The following is a 14,354-nucleotide window of genomic DNA, read 5'->3' as shown; positions in this document are numbered from 1 at the left end:
GGACCACAGTGGGGCCATCAGCTCCGCGCACGGGTGAGGGGAACGCACATGCCGGACTCGCAGGGCCACGACGTCACCACCACCGCCCCGGCACCCGGCGGCGAGCCGGAGCTGCGCCGGGTGATGGGCCCCCGCCTGCTGCTCCTCTTCATCATCGGCGACATCCTCGGCGCCGGCGTCTACGCGGTGACCGGGGAGATGGCGGGTCTGGTCGGCGGGCTGGTCTGGCTGCCCTTCCTCCTCGCCTTCATCGTGGCCACGCTGACCGCGCTCAGCTATCTCGAGCTCGTCACGAAGTATCCCCAGGCCGCCGGCGCCGCCCTGTACGCCCACAAGGCCTTCGGCATCCACTTCGTCACCTTCCTGGTGGCCTTCGCGGTGGTCTGCTCGGGCATCACCAGCGCCTCCACGTCGGCCAACGTCCTCGCCCAGAACCTCACCGGCGGGCTGGTGGTCAACGGCTGGCTGGGCGAGGCGCCGGGCTCCGGCGTGATCATGGCGATCGCCATGGCCTTCATGGTGCTGCTGGCCCTGATCAACCTGCGCGGGGTCGGGGAGTCGGTGAAGTTCAACGTGGTCCTGACCCTGGTGGAGATGACCGCCCTGGCGATCGTGATCGGGGTCGGCTTCTGGGCGCTCGCCCAGGGGGAGGGAGACCTGGGGCAGGTCTTCACCTTCCGCGACGCCGGGGACAAGGGCCTCTTCATGGCCATCACCCTGGCCACCTCCATCGCCTTCTTCGCCATGGTCGGCTTCGAGGACTCGGTCAACATGGTCGAGGAGTGCCGCGAGCCGGAGCGGATCTTCCCCCGCACCATGCTGACCGGCCTCGGTGTGGCGGTCCTGATCTACATGCTGGTCGCGGTGGCCGTGGTGGCGGTGCTGACCCCCGGCGAGCTCGACACGATCAACGAGTCCGAGGGCCGGGCCCTGCTCGAGGTGGTCAGCAAGGGAGCGCCGGACTTCCCCATCGACCGGGTCTTCCCCTTCCTGGCGGTCTTCGCGGTCGCCAACACCGCGCTGATCAACATGCTGATGGCCAGCCGGCTGCTCTACGGCCTGGCCCGCCAGGACGTGCTGCCCCGCGCGCTGGGCAAGGTCTCGCCCGGCACCCGCTCGCCGTGGGTGGGCATCATCTTCTCCACGGTGCTGGCGCTCGGGCTGATCTGGTACGTCGCGATCCAGTCGGACTCGCCGGTGGTGAGCAACCTCTCGACCACCACCGCCCTGCTGCTGCTGGCCGTCTTCGCGGTGGTCAACATCGCCTGCCTGGTCCTGCGCCGGGAGCCGGACAGCGGCTTCTTCCGCTCGCCCGGCCCGACGCCGGCGGTGGCCGCACTGCTCTCGATCGCCCTCATCGTCGTCCCCTGGGGGGAGCGCGAGGCGATCGTCTACGAGATCGCCGGCGGGATGCTCGGCATCGGCATCGCCCTGTGGGTGGTCACCTGGCTGGTCAACCGCGGGGGGCGGGCGAAGAAGACCGGGTTCCGCGACATCGAGCACCTGGGCGGCGACGACTGAGCGTCCAGCGCCCGGCGGCGAATCGGGCGCGCGGCGGGACGGACGTAGGGTTGTGGCGTGAGTACCATCCCCTCCCTCGAGCAGCTGCACTCCCTCGGTGCTGCCCAGCAGCCCTCCTACGGCGACCCGCAGGAGGTGGCGCGCGCCGTGGCCCGGCTGCGCAAGTCCCCGCCGCTGGTCTTCGCCGGCGAGTGCGACGACCTGACGCAGAAACTGGCCGCGGTCACCCGCGGCGAGGCGTTCCTGCTCCAGGGGGGCGACTGCGCGGAGACCTTCGACGGCGTCACCGCCGACAACGTGCGCAACAAGCTCCGGGTGCTGCTCCAGATGGCGGTGGTGCTGACCTACGCCGCCTCCGTGCCGGTGGTCAAGCTCGGCCGCCTGGCCGGGCAGTACGCCAAGCCGCGCTCCTCCGACACCGAGACCCGTGACGGTCTGACGCTGCCCGCCTACCGCGGCGACGCGGTCAACGGCTTCGAGTTCACGCCCGAGTCGCGGGTTCCCGACCCGCATCGGCTGGTGGAGGTCTACAACGCCTCGGCCGCCACCCTCAACCTGGTCCGGGCCTTCGTCACCGGCGGCTACGCCGACCTGCGCCAGGTCCACGCCTGGAACACCGACTTCGTCCGGGACTCCCTCGCGGGCCAGCGCTACGAGAAGGTGGCCGCCGAGATCGACCGCGCCCTCACCTTCATGCGGGCGATCGGCGCCGACCCCGACGAGTTCCACCGGGTCGACTTCCACTCCAGCCACGAGGCCCTGCTCATGGAGTACGAGCACGCCATGACGCGCATCGACAGCCGCACCCAGGAGCCGTACGACGTCTCGGCGCACTTCCTGTGGATCGGTGAGCGGACCCGTCAGCTCGACGGAGCTCACGTCGAGCTCCTCAGCCACGTGCGCAACCCGATCGGCGTCAAGCTCGGTCCCACCGCGACCCCGGACGACGCCCTGGCGCTCGCCGCCCGGCTCAACCCGGCCAACGAACCCGGCCGGCTGACCTTCATCACCCGGTTCGGTGCCAACCGGATCCGCGAGGGCCTGCCCGAGCTGGTGGAGAAGGTCACGGCGGCCGGCGTGCAGGTCGCGTGGGTCTGCGACCCGATGCACGGCAACACCTTCGAGGCGTCCTCGGGCTACAAGACGCGCCGTTTCGACGACGTGATCGAGGAGGTCCAGGGGTTCTTCGACGTGCACCGCACCGTGGGCACCTGGCCGGGCGGGGTGCACGTGGAGCTGACCGGCGACGACGTCACCGAGTGCGTCGGCGGCGGCGAGCTGCTGGACGAGGCGGGGCTCTCCGACCGCTACGAGTCGGTGTGCGACCCGCGGCTCAACCGGGTGCAGTCGCTGGAGCTGTCGTTCCTCGTCGCGGAGATGCTGCGCAAGGCCTGAGGGGGCGCACCGACCTAGGATCGGTGCCGTGACCGATCTCGTCGACCTGCGCTCCGACACCCTGACCGCGCCCACCCCCGAGATGCGCCGGGCCATGGCCCGGGCCGAGGTGGGGGACGACGTCTTCGGGGAGGACCCGACGGTGCGGCGGCTGGAGGAGCGGGTGGCGGCCCTGCTGGGCCACCAGGCCGCGCTCTTCACCCCCACCGGCTCGATGGCCAACGTGCTCGCCGTGGCCGCCCTGGTCGGACCGGGGGAGGAGGTGCTGTGCGAGGCCTCGGCCCACATCGCGCGGGCCGAGCTCGGCGCCCACGGAGCCGTCTCCGGGGTGACGATGCGCACCTGGAGCCACCCGCGCGGCGGGGTCGACCTGGCGGCGGTGGAGCGGATGTTCGCCCCCGACCTGGGGCCCTACTTCGTGCAGACCCGGGCCGTCTCGGTGGAGAACACCCACAACTTCGCCGGGGGCACGGTGCTGCCGCTCGCCGAGCTCGACGCCCTGCGCGCCTTCGCCCTCGGGCACGGAGCGTCCGTCCACCTCGACGGTGCCCGGATCTGGAACGCGCACGTCGCCTCCGGCGTGCCGCTGGCCGACTACGGGGCCCGTGCCGACGTGCTGGCCGTCTGCCTCTCCAAGGGGCTGGGGGCGCCGGTGGGGTCGCTGGTGGTCGGCTCGACCGACGTCGTGGCGCAGTCACGGGTGCGCCGCAAGCGGCTGGGCGGCGGGATGCGCCAGGTCGGCATCCTGGCCGCGGCCGGGCTCCACGCCCTGGACAACCACGTGGAGCGGCTCGCCGACGACCACGCGCGGGCCCGGCGGCTGGCCGAGGCCTGCGGTGTCGACCCCTCCGGCGTCGAGACCAACATCGTCCTGCTGGAGCGCGACGACGCGCCCGCCTTCGTCGCCGCCGCGGCGCAGGAGGGCGTGCGGGTCAGCCAGGTGGGTCCCCGGACGGTGCGGCTGGTCACCCACCTCGGCGTCGACGACGCCGGGGCGGAGCGGGCGGCCGCCGTCCTGGGGCGCCTGAGCCGGGGCGCCTGAGCCGGGCCGCTTGAGCCGGGCCGCCCAGCTAGGCGCCCACCCGGGGCGCCGCCGCCCTGCGGCCCACGGCGGCGGGCAGGCGCCGCACCAGCTGGGCAAGCTCACGCAGGTCGTTGCCCAGCAGCGCCTGCGGCCCGTCGCAGAGGGCCTCCTCGGGGTTGGGGTGCACGTCGACGATGACGCCGTCGGCGCCCACCCCGATCGCCGCCCCGGTGAGCGGGACCACGAGGTCCTTGCGGCCGCCCGCGTGGGACGGGTCCACGATCACCGGCAGGTGGCTGGTCGCCTGGACGACCGGCACGGCGGAGATGTCGAGGGTGTTGCGGGTCGCCGGCTCGAAGGTCCGGATGCCCCGCTCGCACAGGACGATGTCGAGGTTCCCGCGCTGGGCGATGTACTCGGCCGCCATCAGCCACTCCTCGATGGTGGCCGTCATGCCGCGCTTGAGCAGCACCGGCTTGCCCGAGCGGCCGACGGCCTGGAGGAGGCCGAAGTTGGCCATGTTGCGGGTGCCGATCTGGAGCATGTCGGCGTACGCGGCGACCACCTCCACGTCGCGGGCGTCGACCACCTCGGTGACGATCGGGAGGCCGGTGGCGTTGCGCACCGAGGCGAGGATCTGCAGGCCCTCCTCGCCCAGGCCCTGGAAGGCGTAGGGCGAGGTGCGCGGCTTGTAGGCGCCGCCGCGCAGCAGGGTCGCCCCCGCCGACTGCGCCATCCGGGCGGCCGAGAGGGTCTGCTCGGCGGTCTCGACGGCGCACGGGCCGGCGATGAAGGTGAACGTGTCCGGGCCGATCGGCACCTGGTTCCCCTCGGGGCCGACCCAGACCGTCGAGCGCTGGGGGTGGTGCTGCCGGCTGACCAGCTTGTAGGGGTCGGAGATGCGGTGCACGTCGGCGACCCCGGGCAGGGCACGGAGGTTGAGGTGGTGGAACGACTCGATGTCTCCGACGAGCCCGATGATGGCCCGCTCCACCCCGGTGGAGACGAACGCCTCACCGCCGACGCTCTCGACGCGGGCGACCACGTGGGCGATCTCCTCGTCGGTGGCTCCGGGGGACATGACGACGACCATGGGTTCTGCTCCTTCGTGTGGCGGCTCCGACCCCCAGACGGAAAACGCCCCGGGCCGGAGCCGGGGGCGGTGTGAGGTGCGCGGGCGGACTACGACGAGACGCCCTGCGCGGGTGCTCCCGGCAGGTGTCCGAAGAAATACGTCGCCTTCACGACGATGACGTTAACCGAGCACCCGCCGGCCCGGCTGCGCCTCCTCACCATGTGGACGCCACGACCTCGGCGCGTCCGGCGTCTCCTCACACCACCAGGTGCTGGACCTCGGCCTCCACCCGGCGGCGCCGGGGCGCCAGCTCGACCAGCACCATCGCCGAGAGCACCATCACCCCGCCGAGCAGCAGCCGGGCGGTGACCTGCTCGCCGCCCAGCAGCACCGCGAAGCCCGCCGCGAAGACCGGCTCCATGCTCATGATGATGGCGGCCCGGGTGGGTGGCAGGTGTCCCTGGGCCCAGGTCTGGATGAAGAGCGCCGCCCCGCCGGCCACCACTGCCATGTAGACCAGGGAGAGCCAGTCGGAGCGGGTGGCGGGGAGCACGATCCCGTCGGGCGCGGTGACCACGAAGCACAGGAGCGCGATCACCAGGATCTGCAGGATCGACATGCCCATCGCCTCCTCGGGCCTGGACCAGGCCCCGAGGCCCACGATGTGCAGGGCGTAGATGCCGGCGGCCACCAGGGTGATGGCCTCGCCGTACCCGACGCTGATCCCCTGGAGGGTCAGCACCGCCAGGCCGGCGGTGGCCAGCAGCACCGCGCCCCAGGTGACCCGGGTGATGCGGGTGCCCAGGAGCAGGGCGGCGAGGAACGGGGTGAACACCACGTACATGCCGGTGATGAAGCCGCTGACGCTGGCGGCGGTCTCGGCCAGCCCCGCGGTCTGCAGGATCTGGGCGAGCCCGTAGAGCAGGCCCAGCACGAGGGCGTGACGGCGCGACTCCGAAGAGAGCCGGGCCAGCGCGCGGGGAGCGACGAGCAGCATGGCCACGCCGGCGATGGCGAAGCGCACCGCCAGGAAGTCCAGGGTCGGCACCCGGTCCAGCAGATCCTTCGTGAGGTAGAAGGTGGATCCCCACGAGGCCGTCATGGCGAGCAGAGCGAGGGTGGCGACCAGCGTCGTACGCCGTTCACCCAAGGTGGGCCGCCTCGCGCAGCTTGCGGAGCAGGGGCAGGTCCGGGGTCTCGGGCGAGCGGGAGCCCGGTGTCTCCAGGATGAAGGGGACGCCGGCGGTCGCCGGGTGCTCGAAGAGCTCGGAGAAGGCGCCCAGGCCGATGTGCCCCTCGCCGATCCGTTCGTGGCGGTCCTTGAAGGCGCCACGGACGTCCATCGAGTCGTTGGCGTGGATGAGCCGCAGCCGGCCGGGGCCGCCGATCTCCACGATCCGGTCGACGGTGGCCCGGGCGCCCCCCGGCTCGTCGAGCGGCGCACCGGCGGCGAAGACGTGGCAGGTGTCGAGGCAGATCCCGGCCCGGGGGTGGTGGTCGAGCGCGTCGAGGTAGGGCTGCAGGTCCTCGACGCCGGCGCACAGCGAGCGGCCCTGCCCGGCCGTCGGCTCCAGCAGCAGCCACGGCGCGTCCTCGCCGTCGAGGGAGTCCAGCAGGGGCAGCAGGCCCTCACGCACCTGGCGCAGGGCGGCGGCGTAGGTCTCCTGGCTGCCGGACGGGTCCACGAAGGAGCCGGTGTGCACCACCACTCCCTCGGCCCCGATCGCGGCCGCCCGGCGCAGGTTGTGGGCCACCACCGCGACGGAGCGCTCGTAGGTGGCGGGGGTGGGGGAGCCCAGGTTGACCAGGTAGGGGGCGTGGATGAAGCTGCGGGTGCCGGTGGCCTCGCAGCTGCGACGGAAGAGCGCGTCCTCTCCGGCGTCGCCGGCCGAGAGGGCCCAGCCGCGCGGGTTGCCGACGAAGACCTGGAGGGTCTCGTAGCCGAGCTCGCGGGCGCTTGCCAGGGCGCCGCGGGCGAGCCCCTTCCCGACCTGCACGTGGGTCCCGATGGGGTTCCGGACCTCGGGTGTCATGCTCCCATCGTAGGTCCCGCACGGGGAGCCACCACGGGCCGGGCGCAGGCGCGGCTCGTGCTAGATCAGGTACAGGGTGACCGTCGAGCCCTTCGGCACCAGGTCGCCTCTGGAGGGGTCGGTGCGCAGCACGAAGCCGAGGCCGATGTACTGGCCGGACTCCTCCACCACGACCTCGAACCCGAGCGCCTCCAGCTCCTCCCGGGCGGCGTCGACGCCGGAGGCGACCACCCCCGGCATCTCCACCAGCTCGGGCCCCAGCGAGACGACCAGGGTGACCGTGTCGCCCTGGTAGAGCGTCGCGGTGGGCGGGTCCTGGCTGATCACCACGCCCTCGGGGACGGTGTCGCTGTGCTCCTCTTCGCGGACGACCACCAGCTTCTTGCGCTCCAGCGCCTGCTGGGCCCGCGCGGCGCTCTTCCCGGTCCAGTCGGAGACCTGGCGCGGCTTGCGTCCCTTGCTCACGATCACGTCGACCACGTCCCCGGGCTTGAGCACGGTGCCCGCGGCCGGGTCGGTCCTGATCACGGCCCCCTCGGGAACGGTCTCGCTCCAGCGGTCCACCCGCTCGCCGTAGGCGAGGTTGGTGCCGAGGATGGCGTCCTGCGCCTCGTCGAGACCCACCCCGGCCAGCGCCGGCACCTCGTAGCGCTCCGGGCCCTGGGAGAGGGCGAGGGTCACCGTCCCGCCGTCCAGCACCCGGCCGCCGGGCTCGGGGTCGGTGGAGACGACGTGGCCGGGCGGCACGGTCTCGGAGAAGGCGGGGTCGCCCACGCGTGCCTCCAGGCCCGCGGAGTCCAGGGTCTGCACGGCCTCGGCCTCGGTGAGGCCCAGCACGCCGGGGGTGGTGGTCCAGCGTGCGTAGCCGAACCACCAGGCGCCGGTGCCCACCCCGACCACCAGCAGCAGGGCGAGGGCCAGCAGCAGCGGACCGCGCCACCGCCGCCGGCGCGCGGCCGGGGCGACGAGGGGGTCCGCGTGCGGGCTGGGCAGGCGCGGGATCGCCGGACGGCTCACCTGGCCCGGCGGCGGGACGGCCTGGATCTGACGGGTCGAGTCGGGCCCGGCGGCGTCGTCGTGCCAGGCGTCCCCGTCCCGGGCGGCAAGCTCCGCGTCCTCGGGGCCCTGCTCGTCGGGCACGCTGAGGCCGAGGTCCTCGACCAGGTCGACGAAGCCGTCGCGCTCCGCCTCGACCTCGACGTCCAGGGGAGCCGCCGGGCGGGCCGGTCGCAGGTCGGCCTCGAGCTCGGGGTCCTCGCGGACCCCCTCGCGCAGCGCCTGGGCGACCCGGTGCAGCTGGTGGAGCAGCACGCCGGCGTCGGCCGGCCGCTGGCTGGCGTCCCGGGCCGTGGCGCGGGCCACCAGGGCGTCGACGTACGGCGGGATCCCCGGCACCCGGGCCGAAGGGGCGGGCACGTCCTCGTGCACGTGCTTGTAGGCCACCTGGATCTGGGACTCGCCCTCGTGGGGCTTGTGCCCGGTGAGCAGCTCGTAGAGGACCACGCCCACGGCGTAGACGTCGGCCCGGGGATCGGCCTGCCCGTGCACCACCAGCTCGGGGGCCAGGTAGGAGACGGTGCCGATCAGCACGCCGGTCGCGGTGTGCTGGGTCTCGGCGCTGACGGCCTTGGCCAGCCCGAAGTCGGCCACCTTGATCTGCTCGCCGTGCTCACGGTCGCCGATCAGCACGTTCTCGGGCTTGACGTCGCGGTGGACCAGCCCGGCCCGGTGGGCGGCGGCCAGCGCGGAGACCACCGGCTCGAGGAGCTCGAGGGCGCGGGCGGGGCCAAGCGGTGCCTCGGCGCGGATGACGTCACGCAGCGTGTGCCCCGGCACGTACTCCATCGCCAGGAAGACCGTGCCGTGGTCGTCGCCCTGGTCGTAGACCGCGACCACGTGCGGGTGGGAGAGGCGGGCGGCGGCCCTGGCCTCGCGGACGAAGCGGGCGGCGAACGCCTCGTCGTCGCCCATGCCGGGGTGCATCACCTTGATCGCGACCGTGCGGTCCAGCCGGGTGTCGTGGGCCTCGTAGACGCCCGCCATGCCGCCTCGCGCGATCCGGCGCCCGAGCCGGTAGCGGCCCTCCAGGAAACGCCCGACCAAGGGGTCGGAGGTCGCCTGCGAGGCGCGCCTGGAGGCTCGCTCGTCTGGCTGCACGGGGACCTCCGACGTCACCGGATGGGGAAGTGTGCGTGGCGCCATCGTACGGACGCCGCGACGGGGGCGTGGGGTGGCCTGTCCCACGGCGTGGCGCGGCGGGTGGCAGCATGGTCCCCATGGATGACGTCCCGCTCGCCGAAGCCGACCTCGACGCACTGGTGCCGGAGTGGGTGGACTGGTCGACCGTCGCGCAGATCCTGGGGGTCTCCGTCGGCCGCGTCCGCACCATGATCCGCGAGCACGAGCTCGCCGCCGCCGTGCCGCGGCCCGGCGCCGGCCAGCAGGTGCCGGCCGACTTCCTCCAGGACGGTCTGGTGGTCAAGGGGCTGCCCGGCCTGCTCACCGTGCTGCACGACGGCGGGTACGACGACCGCGAGATCATCGCCTGGCTCTTCACCGACCTCCAGCTCCCGGGGCGCCCGATCGACGCCCTGCGGGAGAACCGCGGGTCGGAGGTCAAGCGGCGCGCCCAGGCGATGGCTCTCTAGGCCCTCGCCGGGGGCTCCGGGTTCGCGCGGGGCTGCGCCGAGGTCCGGCCGCCTCACACGGAGCGCTGGGTGACGGCCGTGGCCAGCTCACGCAGCACCTGCCGGGCGTCCGGGTCGAGGTCGGCGTCCTCCAGGGCGGCGAGCGCCTCCTCGACGAGCCGCTCGATCAGCGTCTCCACCTCGGCCCGCGCCCCGGAGGTGTCGATGGCCTCCCGGAGCCGGTCCACCGTGGCCGGGTCGAGCGGGGTGCCCAGGGCCGCGTCCAGCTCGGCCGCGGCGTCACCGCCGGCGGCCAGGGCCTTGGCCACCAGCACCGTGCGCTTGCCCTCGACCAGGTCGTCGCCGGCCGGCTTCCCGGTGACCTCGGGGTCGCCGAAGACCCCGAGGACGTCGTCGCGGAGCTGGAACGCCTCGCCCAGCGGCAGGCCGAACGAGGTCAGCTGCTCCAGCACCTCCGCGGTGGCGCCGCCCAGGGCGGCCCCCACGTGCAGCGGCCGCTCCACCGAGTACTTCGCCGACTTGTAGCGCAGCACGGTCATCGCCGTCGCCTCGTCGGCGTGGGCGCGGGCCTGCACGGAGACGTCGAGGAACTGTCCCGCGATCACCTCCGAGCGGCACAGGTCCAGCACGCCGAGCGCGGGGACGACCCGGTCCAGCGGCAGGCCGCAGCGGCGCAGCAGCTCGTCGGACCAGGACAGGAGCAGGTCGCCGAGGAGGATCGCGGCCGCGGCGCCGTACTGCTCGGGGTCGCCGCCCCAGCCCGCAGCCCGGTGCTCGGCCTCGAAGCCGCGGTGCGTGGCGGGGCGTCCGCGCCGGGTGTCGGAGGCGTCCATCAGGTCGTCGTGGACCAGGGCGCTGGCGTGCAGCAGCTCGAGGGCGGCAGCGGCGCGGGCCAGGGCACGCTCGTCGGGCACCTCGGGCTCCAGCGCCCGGTAGCCCCACCAGCAGAAGGCCGCCCGGAACCTCTTGCCGCCGCCGGTGGCCGCGCGGGCCTCGGCGACCAGTCGGGCAGCGTCGGGGCCCAGGGGGGCCAGCCGCGCCTCCTGGAGGGTGAGGAACTCGTCGAGCTCGTGCTGGACGCGGGCGCGGAAGTCGGTGGGGTCCCAGGCCTCACGCACGCTCGCGGGCGGACGGGGCGAGGAGGATGGCTCGGGCACGCGGCCAGACTAGCCAGTGGACCGTCCCCGAGCCGGGCACGGTCTCCTCCCTAGGATCGCGGCATGACTGCTCCGCGTCCGGCACGGATCGGCGACCTCCTGCGTCAGGGGGAGCGCTCGTTCTCCTTCGAGTTCTTCCCGCCCAAGGACGCGGCGGGGGAGCAGGTGCTCTGGGACTCCATCAGCGACCTCGAGCCGCTGCGTCCCACCTTCGTCTCCGTCACCTACGGCGCCGGCGGCTCCACCCGCGACCGGACGGTCGCGATCACCGGCCGGATGGCGCGGGAGACGAGCCTGCTGCCGATGGCGCACCTGACCTGCGTGGGCCACACCCGCGCGGAGATCGGCACCGTCCTGGCCGCCCTCCAGGAGGCCGGGGTGCGCAACGTGCTGGCCCTGCGCGGTGACCCGCCTGCCGGTCCGGGGACCCCGTGGACCGCCACCGAGGGCGGGGTCGACCACGCCTGTGACCTGGTCACCCTGGTCCGGGAGCACGGGGACCTCTGTGTCGGGGTGGCGGCCTTCCCCGAGGGCCACCGCGATGCGGAGAGCCTCGAGGCCGACGCCCAGGTGCTGCGGGCCAAGTACGACGCGGGCGCTGAGTTCGCGATCACCGACATGGTGCTCCGGGCCTCGGACTACTTCGGCCTGGTGCAGCGGGCCCGGGAGCTCGGCGTCGACTTCCCGATCATCCCGGGCATCATGCCCATCCTGGGCCTGGCCTCCATGCGACGGATGGTCGAGATGTCGGGCCGCCAGATGCCCGTCGAGGTCGAGGCCCGGATCCGGCCGCTGGCCGAGGACCCGGCCGCGGTCCGCGGCGAGGGGATCCGGATCGCCACCGAGCTGTGCGACGACCTGCTCGCCGGCGGCGCACCGGGCCTGCACTTCTACACGCTGAACCGCTCCCGGGCCACCCGGGAGATCTGGAAGGCGCTCCGGCTCGCCGTCTGAGTCGGCCTGAGGGGCCCGAGCGGGTGAGCGGGCCCCGGGCCGGGCTCGGCCGGGCCCCGAGGGGGCTACTGTCTGGCCATGCCTCGCACAGTGTCGGTCGTCGGTCACGGCGGCGTCCGCGCCGTCCCCGACTCGGCGGTGGTGCGCGTCGCCGCGACCCACCGGGCGCGCACCGTGGCCGAGGCGGTGGCAGGGGTGGACTCGGCCGTCACCGCCATCGGACGGGTCGCCCGCGGCCTGGCGGAGGTGACGGTCTCCACCACGGGGCTGACCCTGTGGCCGCTGCGGGACCCGGACGGGGCCCTCGAGGCGTTCGAGGCCACCCACCAGCTGACGATCGGCTGCCCCAACCTGCCGGTGGCCTCCGCCCTGGTGGTCGGGCTGGCCGAGGAGGTGGGCGAGGCGCTGCGGATCGAGGGAGTCCAGCTGGAGGTCGCGGAGCAGTCCTCGCTGCAGGACGAGGCCAGGGAGGCCGCCTACCTCGACGCCCGGCGCCGTGCCGCCCATCTCGCCGGCCTCGAGGGGCTCTCCCTCGGCGACCTGCTCGAGGTGGCCGAGGAGCCGGGCGAGGGAGCGGGCCCGGGCCTGATGCGGGCCGCGACGTTGGAGCCGGGCGAGACCATCCTCACGGCCCGGGTGCGGGGCACCTGGCAGGTCGTCTGACCCGCGGGCACTGCGAGGTCCTCCGCCGGAGGTCTGGGGCGGGGGCTCAGGCCGGCCCGACGACCTGCGCGACCAGGGCGGCGGAGAGTCCCACGAAGGGGATCCCGGCGCCCGGGACGGCGTGGGCCCCGGCCGCGTAGACGCCCGGGACCGGTGTCGTGGGACCAGGGCGGCGGCGTACGGTGCGGCGGCCCTGCCACCGCGGGCCGAGCGGCGAGCCGCCCCACTGCTCCAGCAGGTCGCCGGGACGGCGGTCCACCCGGACCACGACGGAGCCGCGGACGTCGAGGCCGCGCCGGGCCAGCACCTCCAGCACGTCCTCGCCGGCGACGCCCCGGTGCGAGACCGTCCAGGAGACGGCGCCCTCGGGGGCGCTGCCCCCCGGGCGGACCACGAGGTCCGGGTCGCCGTGCAGCACCAGGTCGTGGCCGAGCGGCGGCACGTCGCCGGCGAGGCCGAGGTGGACCACGGTGGGTGGCGCGGCGACCCGGGCCCGGGCGACCCGGCTGCGCAGGGCCGGGAGGTGGCCGGGATCGATCGCGCACACCACGGCGTCCGCGTCCAGGTCGCCGGCGGAGGTGGCCACCGCGACCGGCCGGCCGCCGCGCAGGACGACGTCGTGCGCGGTGGTGCCGAGCAGGACCTCGACCTTGCGGGTCGCCAGCCGGCGGGCCAGGGCCTCGCCCACGGCCGCGAGGCCGCCGGGGACGGTCCAGGCGCCGAACTTGTGCTCCACGTAGGAGACGGTGCCCAGCCAGCTCGGCACCCGGCGCAGGGCGTGCCCGTCGGCGGTGAACGGGTGCCCGGCGACCAGCCGCAGCCGCTGCTCGCCCAGCACGGCGCGCAGTCGCCGGTCCAGCGACTCTCGCCGGCGCAGCAGGCGGACCGTCTCGCGCTCAGCCAGGGCGGGGTCCCACGGACGTTCGAGGTAGTCGCGGCGCAGCAGCTCCCACTCGCGGCCCAGCATGTCGACGTAGGCCGTCCACCGGCTGCCGAGGCCCGGGCCCAGCCGGTCGAAGGCCGCCTTCTGCTCGGCCCTCGAGCCCGCGGTGACCAGGACGCTGGTGCCGTCGGTGAAGCGGTGCTCGCGGACGGCCTCGACCGGGACGAGGTCCAGCTCTCGTTCCAGGGGGCGTCCGGTCTTGCGGAAGAGGTCGCGCAGCACAGCGGGCAGCAGGGTGGTGCTGGGGCCGGCATCCCAGGTGTGGTCGCCGGCCCGCACCGTGGCGAGGGCGCCGCCCACGGCCTGGGACCGTTCCACCACCACCACCTGGTGGCCGAGCTTGGCCAGCCGGGCTGCGGTGGCGGCGCCCCCGAGGCCACCGCCGATCACGACCACGCGCATGGCCGCGAGGCTAGCTGTTCGGGACCCGGCGACCGGCGGGCGGCTCCTCCGCGGCGATCACCCGGGCCAGGGACTCGGGGTCGCGGCCCACCACCGTGGTCCCGTCGGCGGCGGTCAGGATCGGGCGCTGGATCGCCTGCGGGTGGGCGGCGAGCGCGGCCAGCCACCGCTCGCGGTGCTCGGGGTCGCGGGGAAGGTCGATGCCCGCCTCCCGCGCCTCACGGGGCCGGGCCAGGTGCCACGGCTCGACCCCGAGGCGCGCCGTCACGTCGGCGATCTCCTCGGCGGTGGGGGGCTGGTCCAGGTAGCGCCGGACGGTTGCCTCGATGCCGGCCTCGTCGAGCGCCGCGGCCGCGGTCCGGCACTTGCTGCAGGCGGGGTTGAGCCAGATCTCCATCAGAGGACCCCGGCCCGCCGGGCGCCGACGGCCTCGGGGAGGAGGGCGTCGGCGCCCGCCCCTGCCCCGCCGGTACGGTTGCGGCGCGCGTGCTCGTCCCGGAACGCCGTGATGGATGCGTGCTCGGTCGCCATGACCGCGA

At 74.4% G+C, this 14,354-nt stretch carries 14 protein-coding genes; 6 read left to right on the top strand and 8 right to left on the bottom strand.

The genetic code is table 11. The features are described from left to right. The first annotated feature begins 48 nt into the window (after nt 1-48). Genes AC4BGE_RS00810 through AC4BGE_RS00800 form a run of 3 tightly spaced genes read left to right on the top strand, consistent with a single transcriptional unit; the run spans nt 49 to nt 3,958 of the window. The gene (locus tag AC4BGE_RS00810) at nt 49-1,521 is read left to right on the top strand and encodes an APC family permease (protein WP_490574064.1); all 1,473 of its coding nucleotides are present in this window, start codon (nt 49-51) and stop codon (nt 1,519-1,521) included. Nucleotides 1,522-1,578: 57 nt separating this feature from the next. Next, nucleotides 1,579-2,916: a class II 3-deoxy-7-phosphoheptulonate synthase gene (locus AC4BGE_RS00805; RefSeq protein ID WP_490574063.1), complete on the top strand. Its 1,338-nt coding sequence runs from the start codon at nt 1,579-1,581 to the stop codon at nt 2,914-2,916. A 28-nt stretch (nt 2,917-2,944) separates the two neighbouring features. Beyond that, nucleotides 2,945-3,958: a threonine aldolase family protein gene (locus AC4BGE_RS00800; RefSeq protein WP_490574062.1), complete on the top strand. Its 1,014-nt coding sequence runs from the start codon at nt 2,945-2,947 to the stop codon at nt 3,956-3,958. 28 nt (nt 3,959-3,986) lie between these two features. Here AC4BGE_RS00800 and aroF read toward each other — a convergent pair whose 3' ends face one another. The 4 genes from aroF to pknB all read right to left on the bottom strand — a co-directional run bounded on the left by aroF (nt 3,987) and on the right by pknB (nt 9,205). Beyond that, entirely contained in the window at nt 3,987-5,033 is a 1,047-nt protein-coding gene (gene aroF / locus AC4BGE_RS00795) for a 3-deoxy-7-phosphoheptulonate synthase (RefSeq protein ID WP_490569994.1), read from the bottom strand. A gap of 238 nt (nt 5,034-5,271) precedes the next feature. Beyond that, nucleotides 5,272-6,165, bottom strand: a complete 894-nt coding sequence (locus AC4BGE_RS00790; RefSeq protein ID WP_490569995.1) for a DMT family transporter — start codon at nt 6,163-6,165, stop codon at nt 5,272-5,274. Next, complete coding sequence (locus AC4BGE_RS00785) at nt 6,158-7,048, bottom strand: deoxyribonuclease IV (RefSeq protein WP_490574061.1); 891 nt, start codon at nt 7,046-7,048, stop codon at nt 6,158-6,160. Before AC4BGE_RS00785 ends, AC4BGE_RS00790 begins: the two co-directional genes overlap by 8 nt. Nucleotides 7,049-7,108: 60 nt before the next feature. Continuing rightward, the gene (gene pknB, locus AC4BGE_RS00780) at nt 7,109-9,205 is read right to left on the bottom strand and encodes a Stk1 family PASTA domain-containing Ser/Thr kinase (protein WP_490574060.1); all 2,097 of its coding nucleotides are present in this window, start codon (nt 9,203-9,205) and stop codon (nt 7,109-7,111) included. Nucleotides 9,206-9,324: 119 nt separating this feature from the next. Here pknB and AC4BGE_RS00775 point away from each other — a divergent pair, with 119 nt between their 5' ends. After that, nucleotides 9,325-9,696, top strand: a complete 372-nt coding sequence (locus tag AC4BGE_RS00775) for an Rv2175c family DNA-binding protein (RefSeq protein ID WP_490569998.1) — start codon at nt 9,325-9,327, stop codon at nt 9,694-9,696. Nucleotides 9,697-9,749: 53 nt separating this feature from the next. Here the strand turns inward: AC4BGE_RS00775 and AC4BGE_RS00770 are convergent, their stop codons facing one another. Further along, a complete protein-coding gene (locus tag AC4BGE_RS00770; protein WP_490574059.1) occupies nt 9,750-10,853 on the bottom strand; it encodes a polyprenyl synthetase family protein in 1,104 nt (367 codons plus the stop codon). 63 nt (nt 10,854-10,916) lie between these two features. Between AC4BGE_RS00770 and metF the strand changes: the two genes are divergently transcribed. After that, the gene (metF, locus tag AC4BGE_RS00765) at nt 10,917-11,807 is read left to right on the top strand and encodes a methylenetetrahydrofolate reductase [NAD(P)H] (protein WP_490570000.1); all 891 of its coding nucleotides are present in this window, start codon (nt 10,917-10,919) and stop codon (nt 11,805-11,807) included. Between the two features lie 78 nt (nt 11,808-11,885). Further along, complete coding sequence (locus AC4BGE_RS00760) at nt 11,886-12,470, top strand: SIMPL domain-containing protein (protein ID WP_490574058.1); 585 nt, start codon at nt 11,886-11,888, stop codon at nt 12,468-12,470. A 46-nt stretch (nt 12,471-12,516) separates the two neighbouring features. On the opposite strand, the gene AC4BGE_RS00755 is transcribed toward AC4BGE_RS00760, so the two are convergent. The 3 genes from AC4BGE_RS00755 to AC4BGE_RS00745 are packed head-to-tail and all read right to left on the bottom strand — an operon-like array spanning nt 12,517 to nt 14,346. Then, nucleotides 12,517-13,815 (bottom strand): phytoene desaturase family protein, encoded by a 1,299-nt coding sequence (locus tag AC4BGE_RS00755; protein ID WP_490574057.1) that lies wholly within the window; start codon nt 13,813-13,815, stop codon nt 12,517-12,519. Nucleotides 13,816-13,825: 10 nt separating this feature from the next. After that, nucleotides 13,826-14,212 carry an ArsC/Spx/MgsR family protein gene (locus tag AC4BGE_RS00750; protein ID WP_490570003.1) on the bottom strand — a complete coding sequence of 129 codons (387 nt, stop codon included), beginning with the start codon at nt 14,210-14,212 and terminating at the stop codon, nt 13,826-13,828. After that, nucleotides 14,212-14,346: a hypothetical protein gene (locus AC4BGE_RS00745; RefSeq protein WP_490574056.1), complete on the bottom strand. Its 135-nt coding sequence runs from the start codon at nt 14,344-14,346 to the stop codon at nt 14,212-14,214. Before AC4BGE_RS00745 ends, AC4BGE_RS00750 begins: the two co-directional genes overlap by 1 nt. Between the last annotated feature and the right edge of the window lie 8 nt (nt 14,347-14,354).

This window comes from Nocardioides sp. Z50_6 (assembly GCF_058215755.1).
The sequence above is the reverse complement of the archived record's forward strand: the minus strand, read 5'-3'. Positions and strand labels throughout refer to the sequence as shown.

Excerpts from the sequence above, each read along its gene's own strand:
- AC4BGE_RS00810 (WP_490574064.1), top strand. The coding sequence starts at position 49 with ATGCCGGACTCGCAGGGCCACGACGTCACCACCACCGCCCCGGCACCC.
- aroF (WP_490569994.1), bottom strand. The coding sequence starts at position 5,033 with ATGGTCGTCGTCATGTCCCCCGGAGCCACCGACGAGGAGATCGCCCAC.
- AC4BGE_RS00785 (WP_490574061.1), bottom strand. The coding sequence starts at position 7,048 with ATGACACCCGAGGTCCGGAACCCCATCGGGACCCACGTGCAGGTCGGG.
- AC4BGE_RS00775 (WP_490569998.1), top strand. The coding sequence starts at position 9,325 with ATGGATGACGTCCCGCTCGCCGAAGCCGACCTCGACGCACTGGTGCCG.
- metF (WP_490570000.1), top strand. The coding sequence starts at position 10,917 with ATGACTGCTCCGCGTCCGGCACGGATCGGCGACCTCCTGCGTCAGGGG.
- AC4BGE_RS00760 (WP_490574058.1), top strand. The coding sequence starts at position 11,886 with ATGCCTCGCACAGTGTCGGTCGTCGGTCACGGCGGCGTCCGCGCCGTC.
- AC4BGE_RS00755 (WP_490574057.1), bottom strand. The coding sequence starts at position 13,815 with ATGCGCGTGGTCGTGATCGGCGGTGGCCTCGGGGGCGCCGCCACCGCA.
- AC4BGE_RS00750 (WP_490570003.1), bottom strand. The coding sequence starts at position 14,212 with ATGGAGATCTGGCTCAACCCCGCCTGCAGCAAGTGCCGGACCGCGGCC.
- AC4BGE_RS00745 (WP_490574056.1), bottom strand. The coding sequence starts at position 14,346 with ATGGCGACCGAGCACGCATCCATCACGGCGTTCCGGGACGAGCACGCG.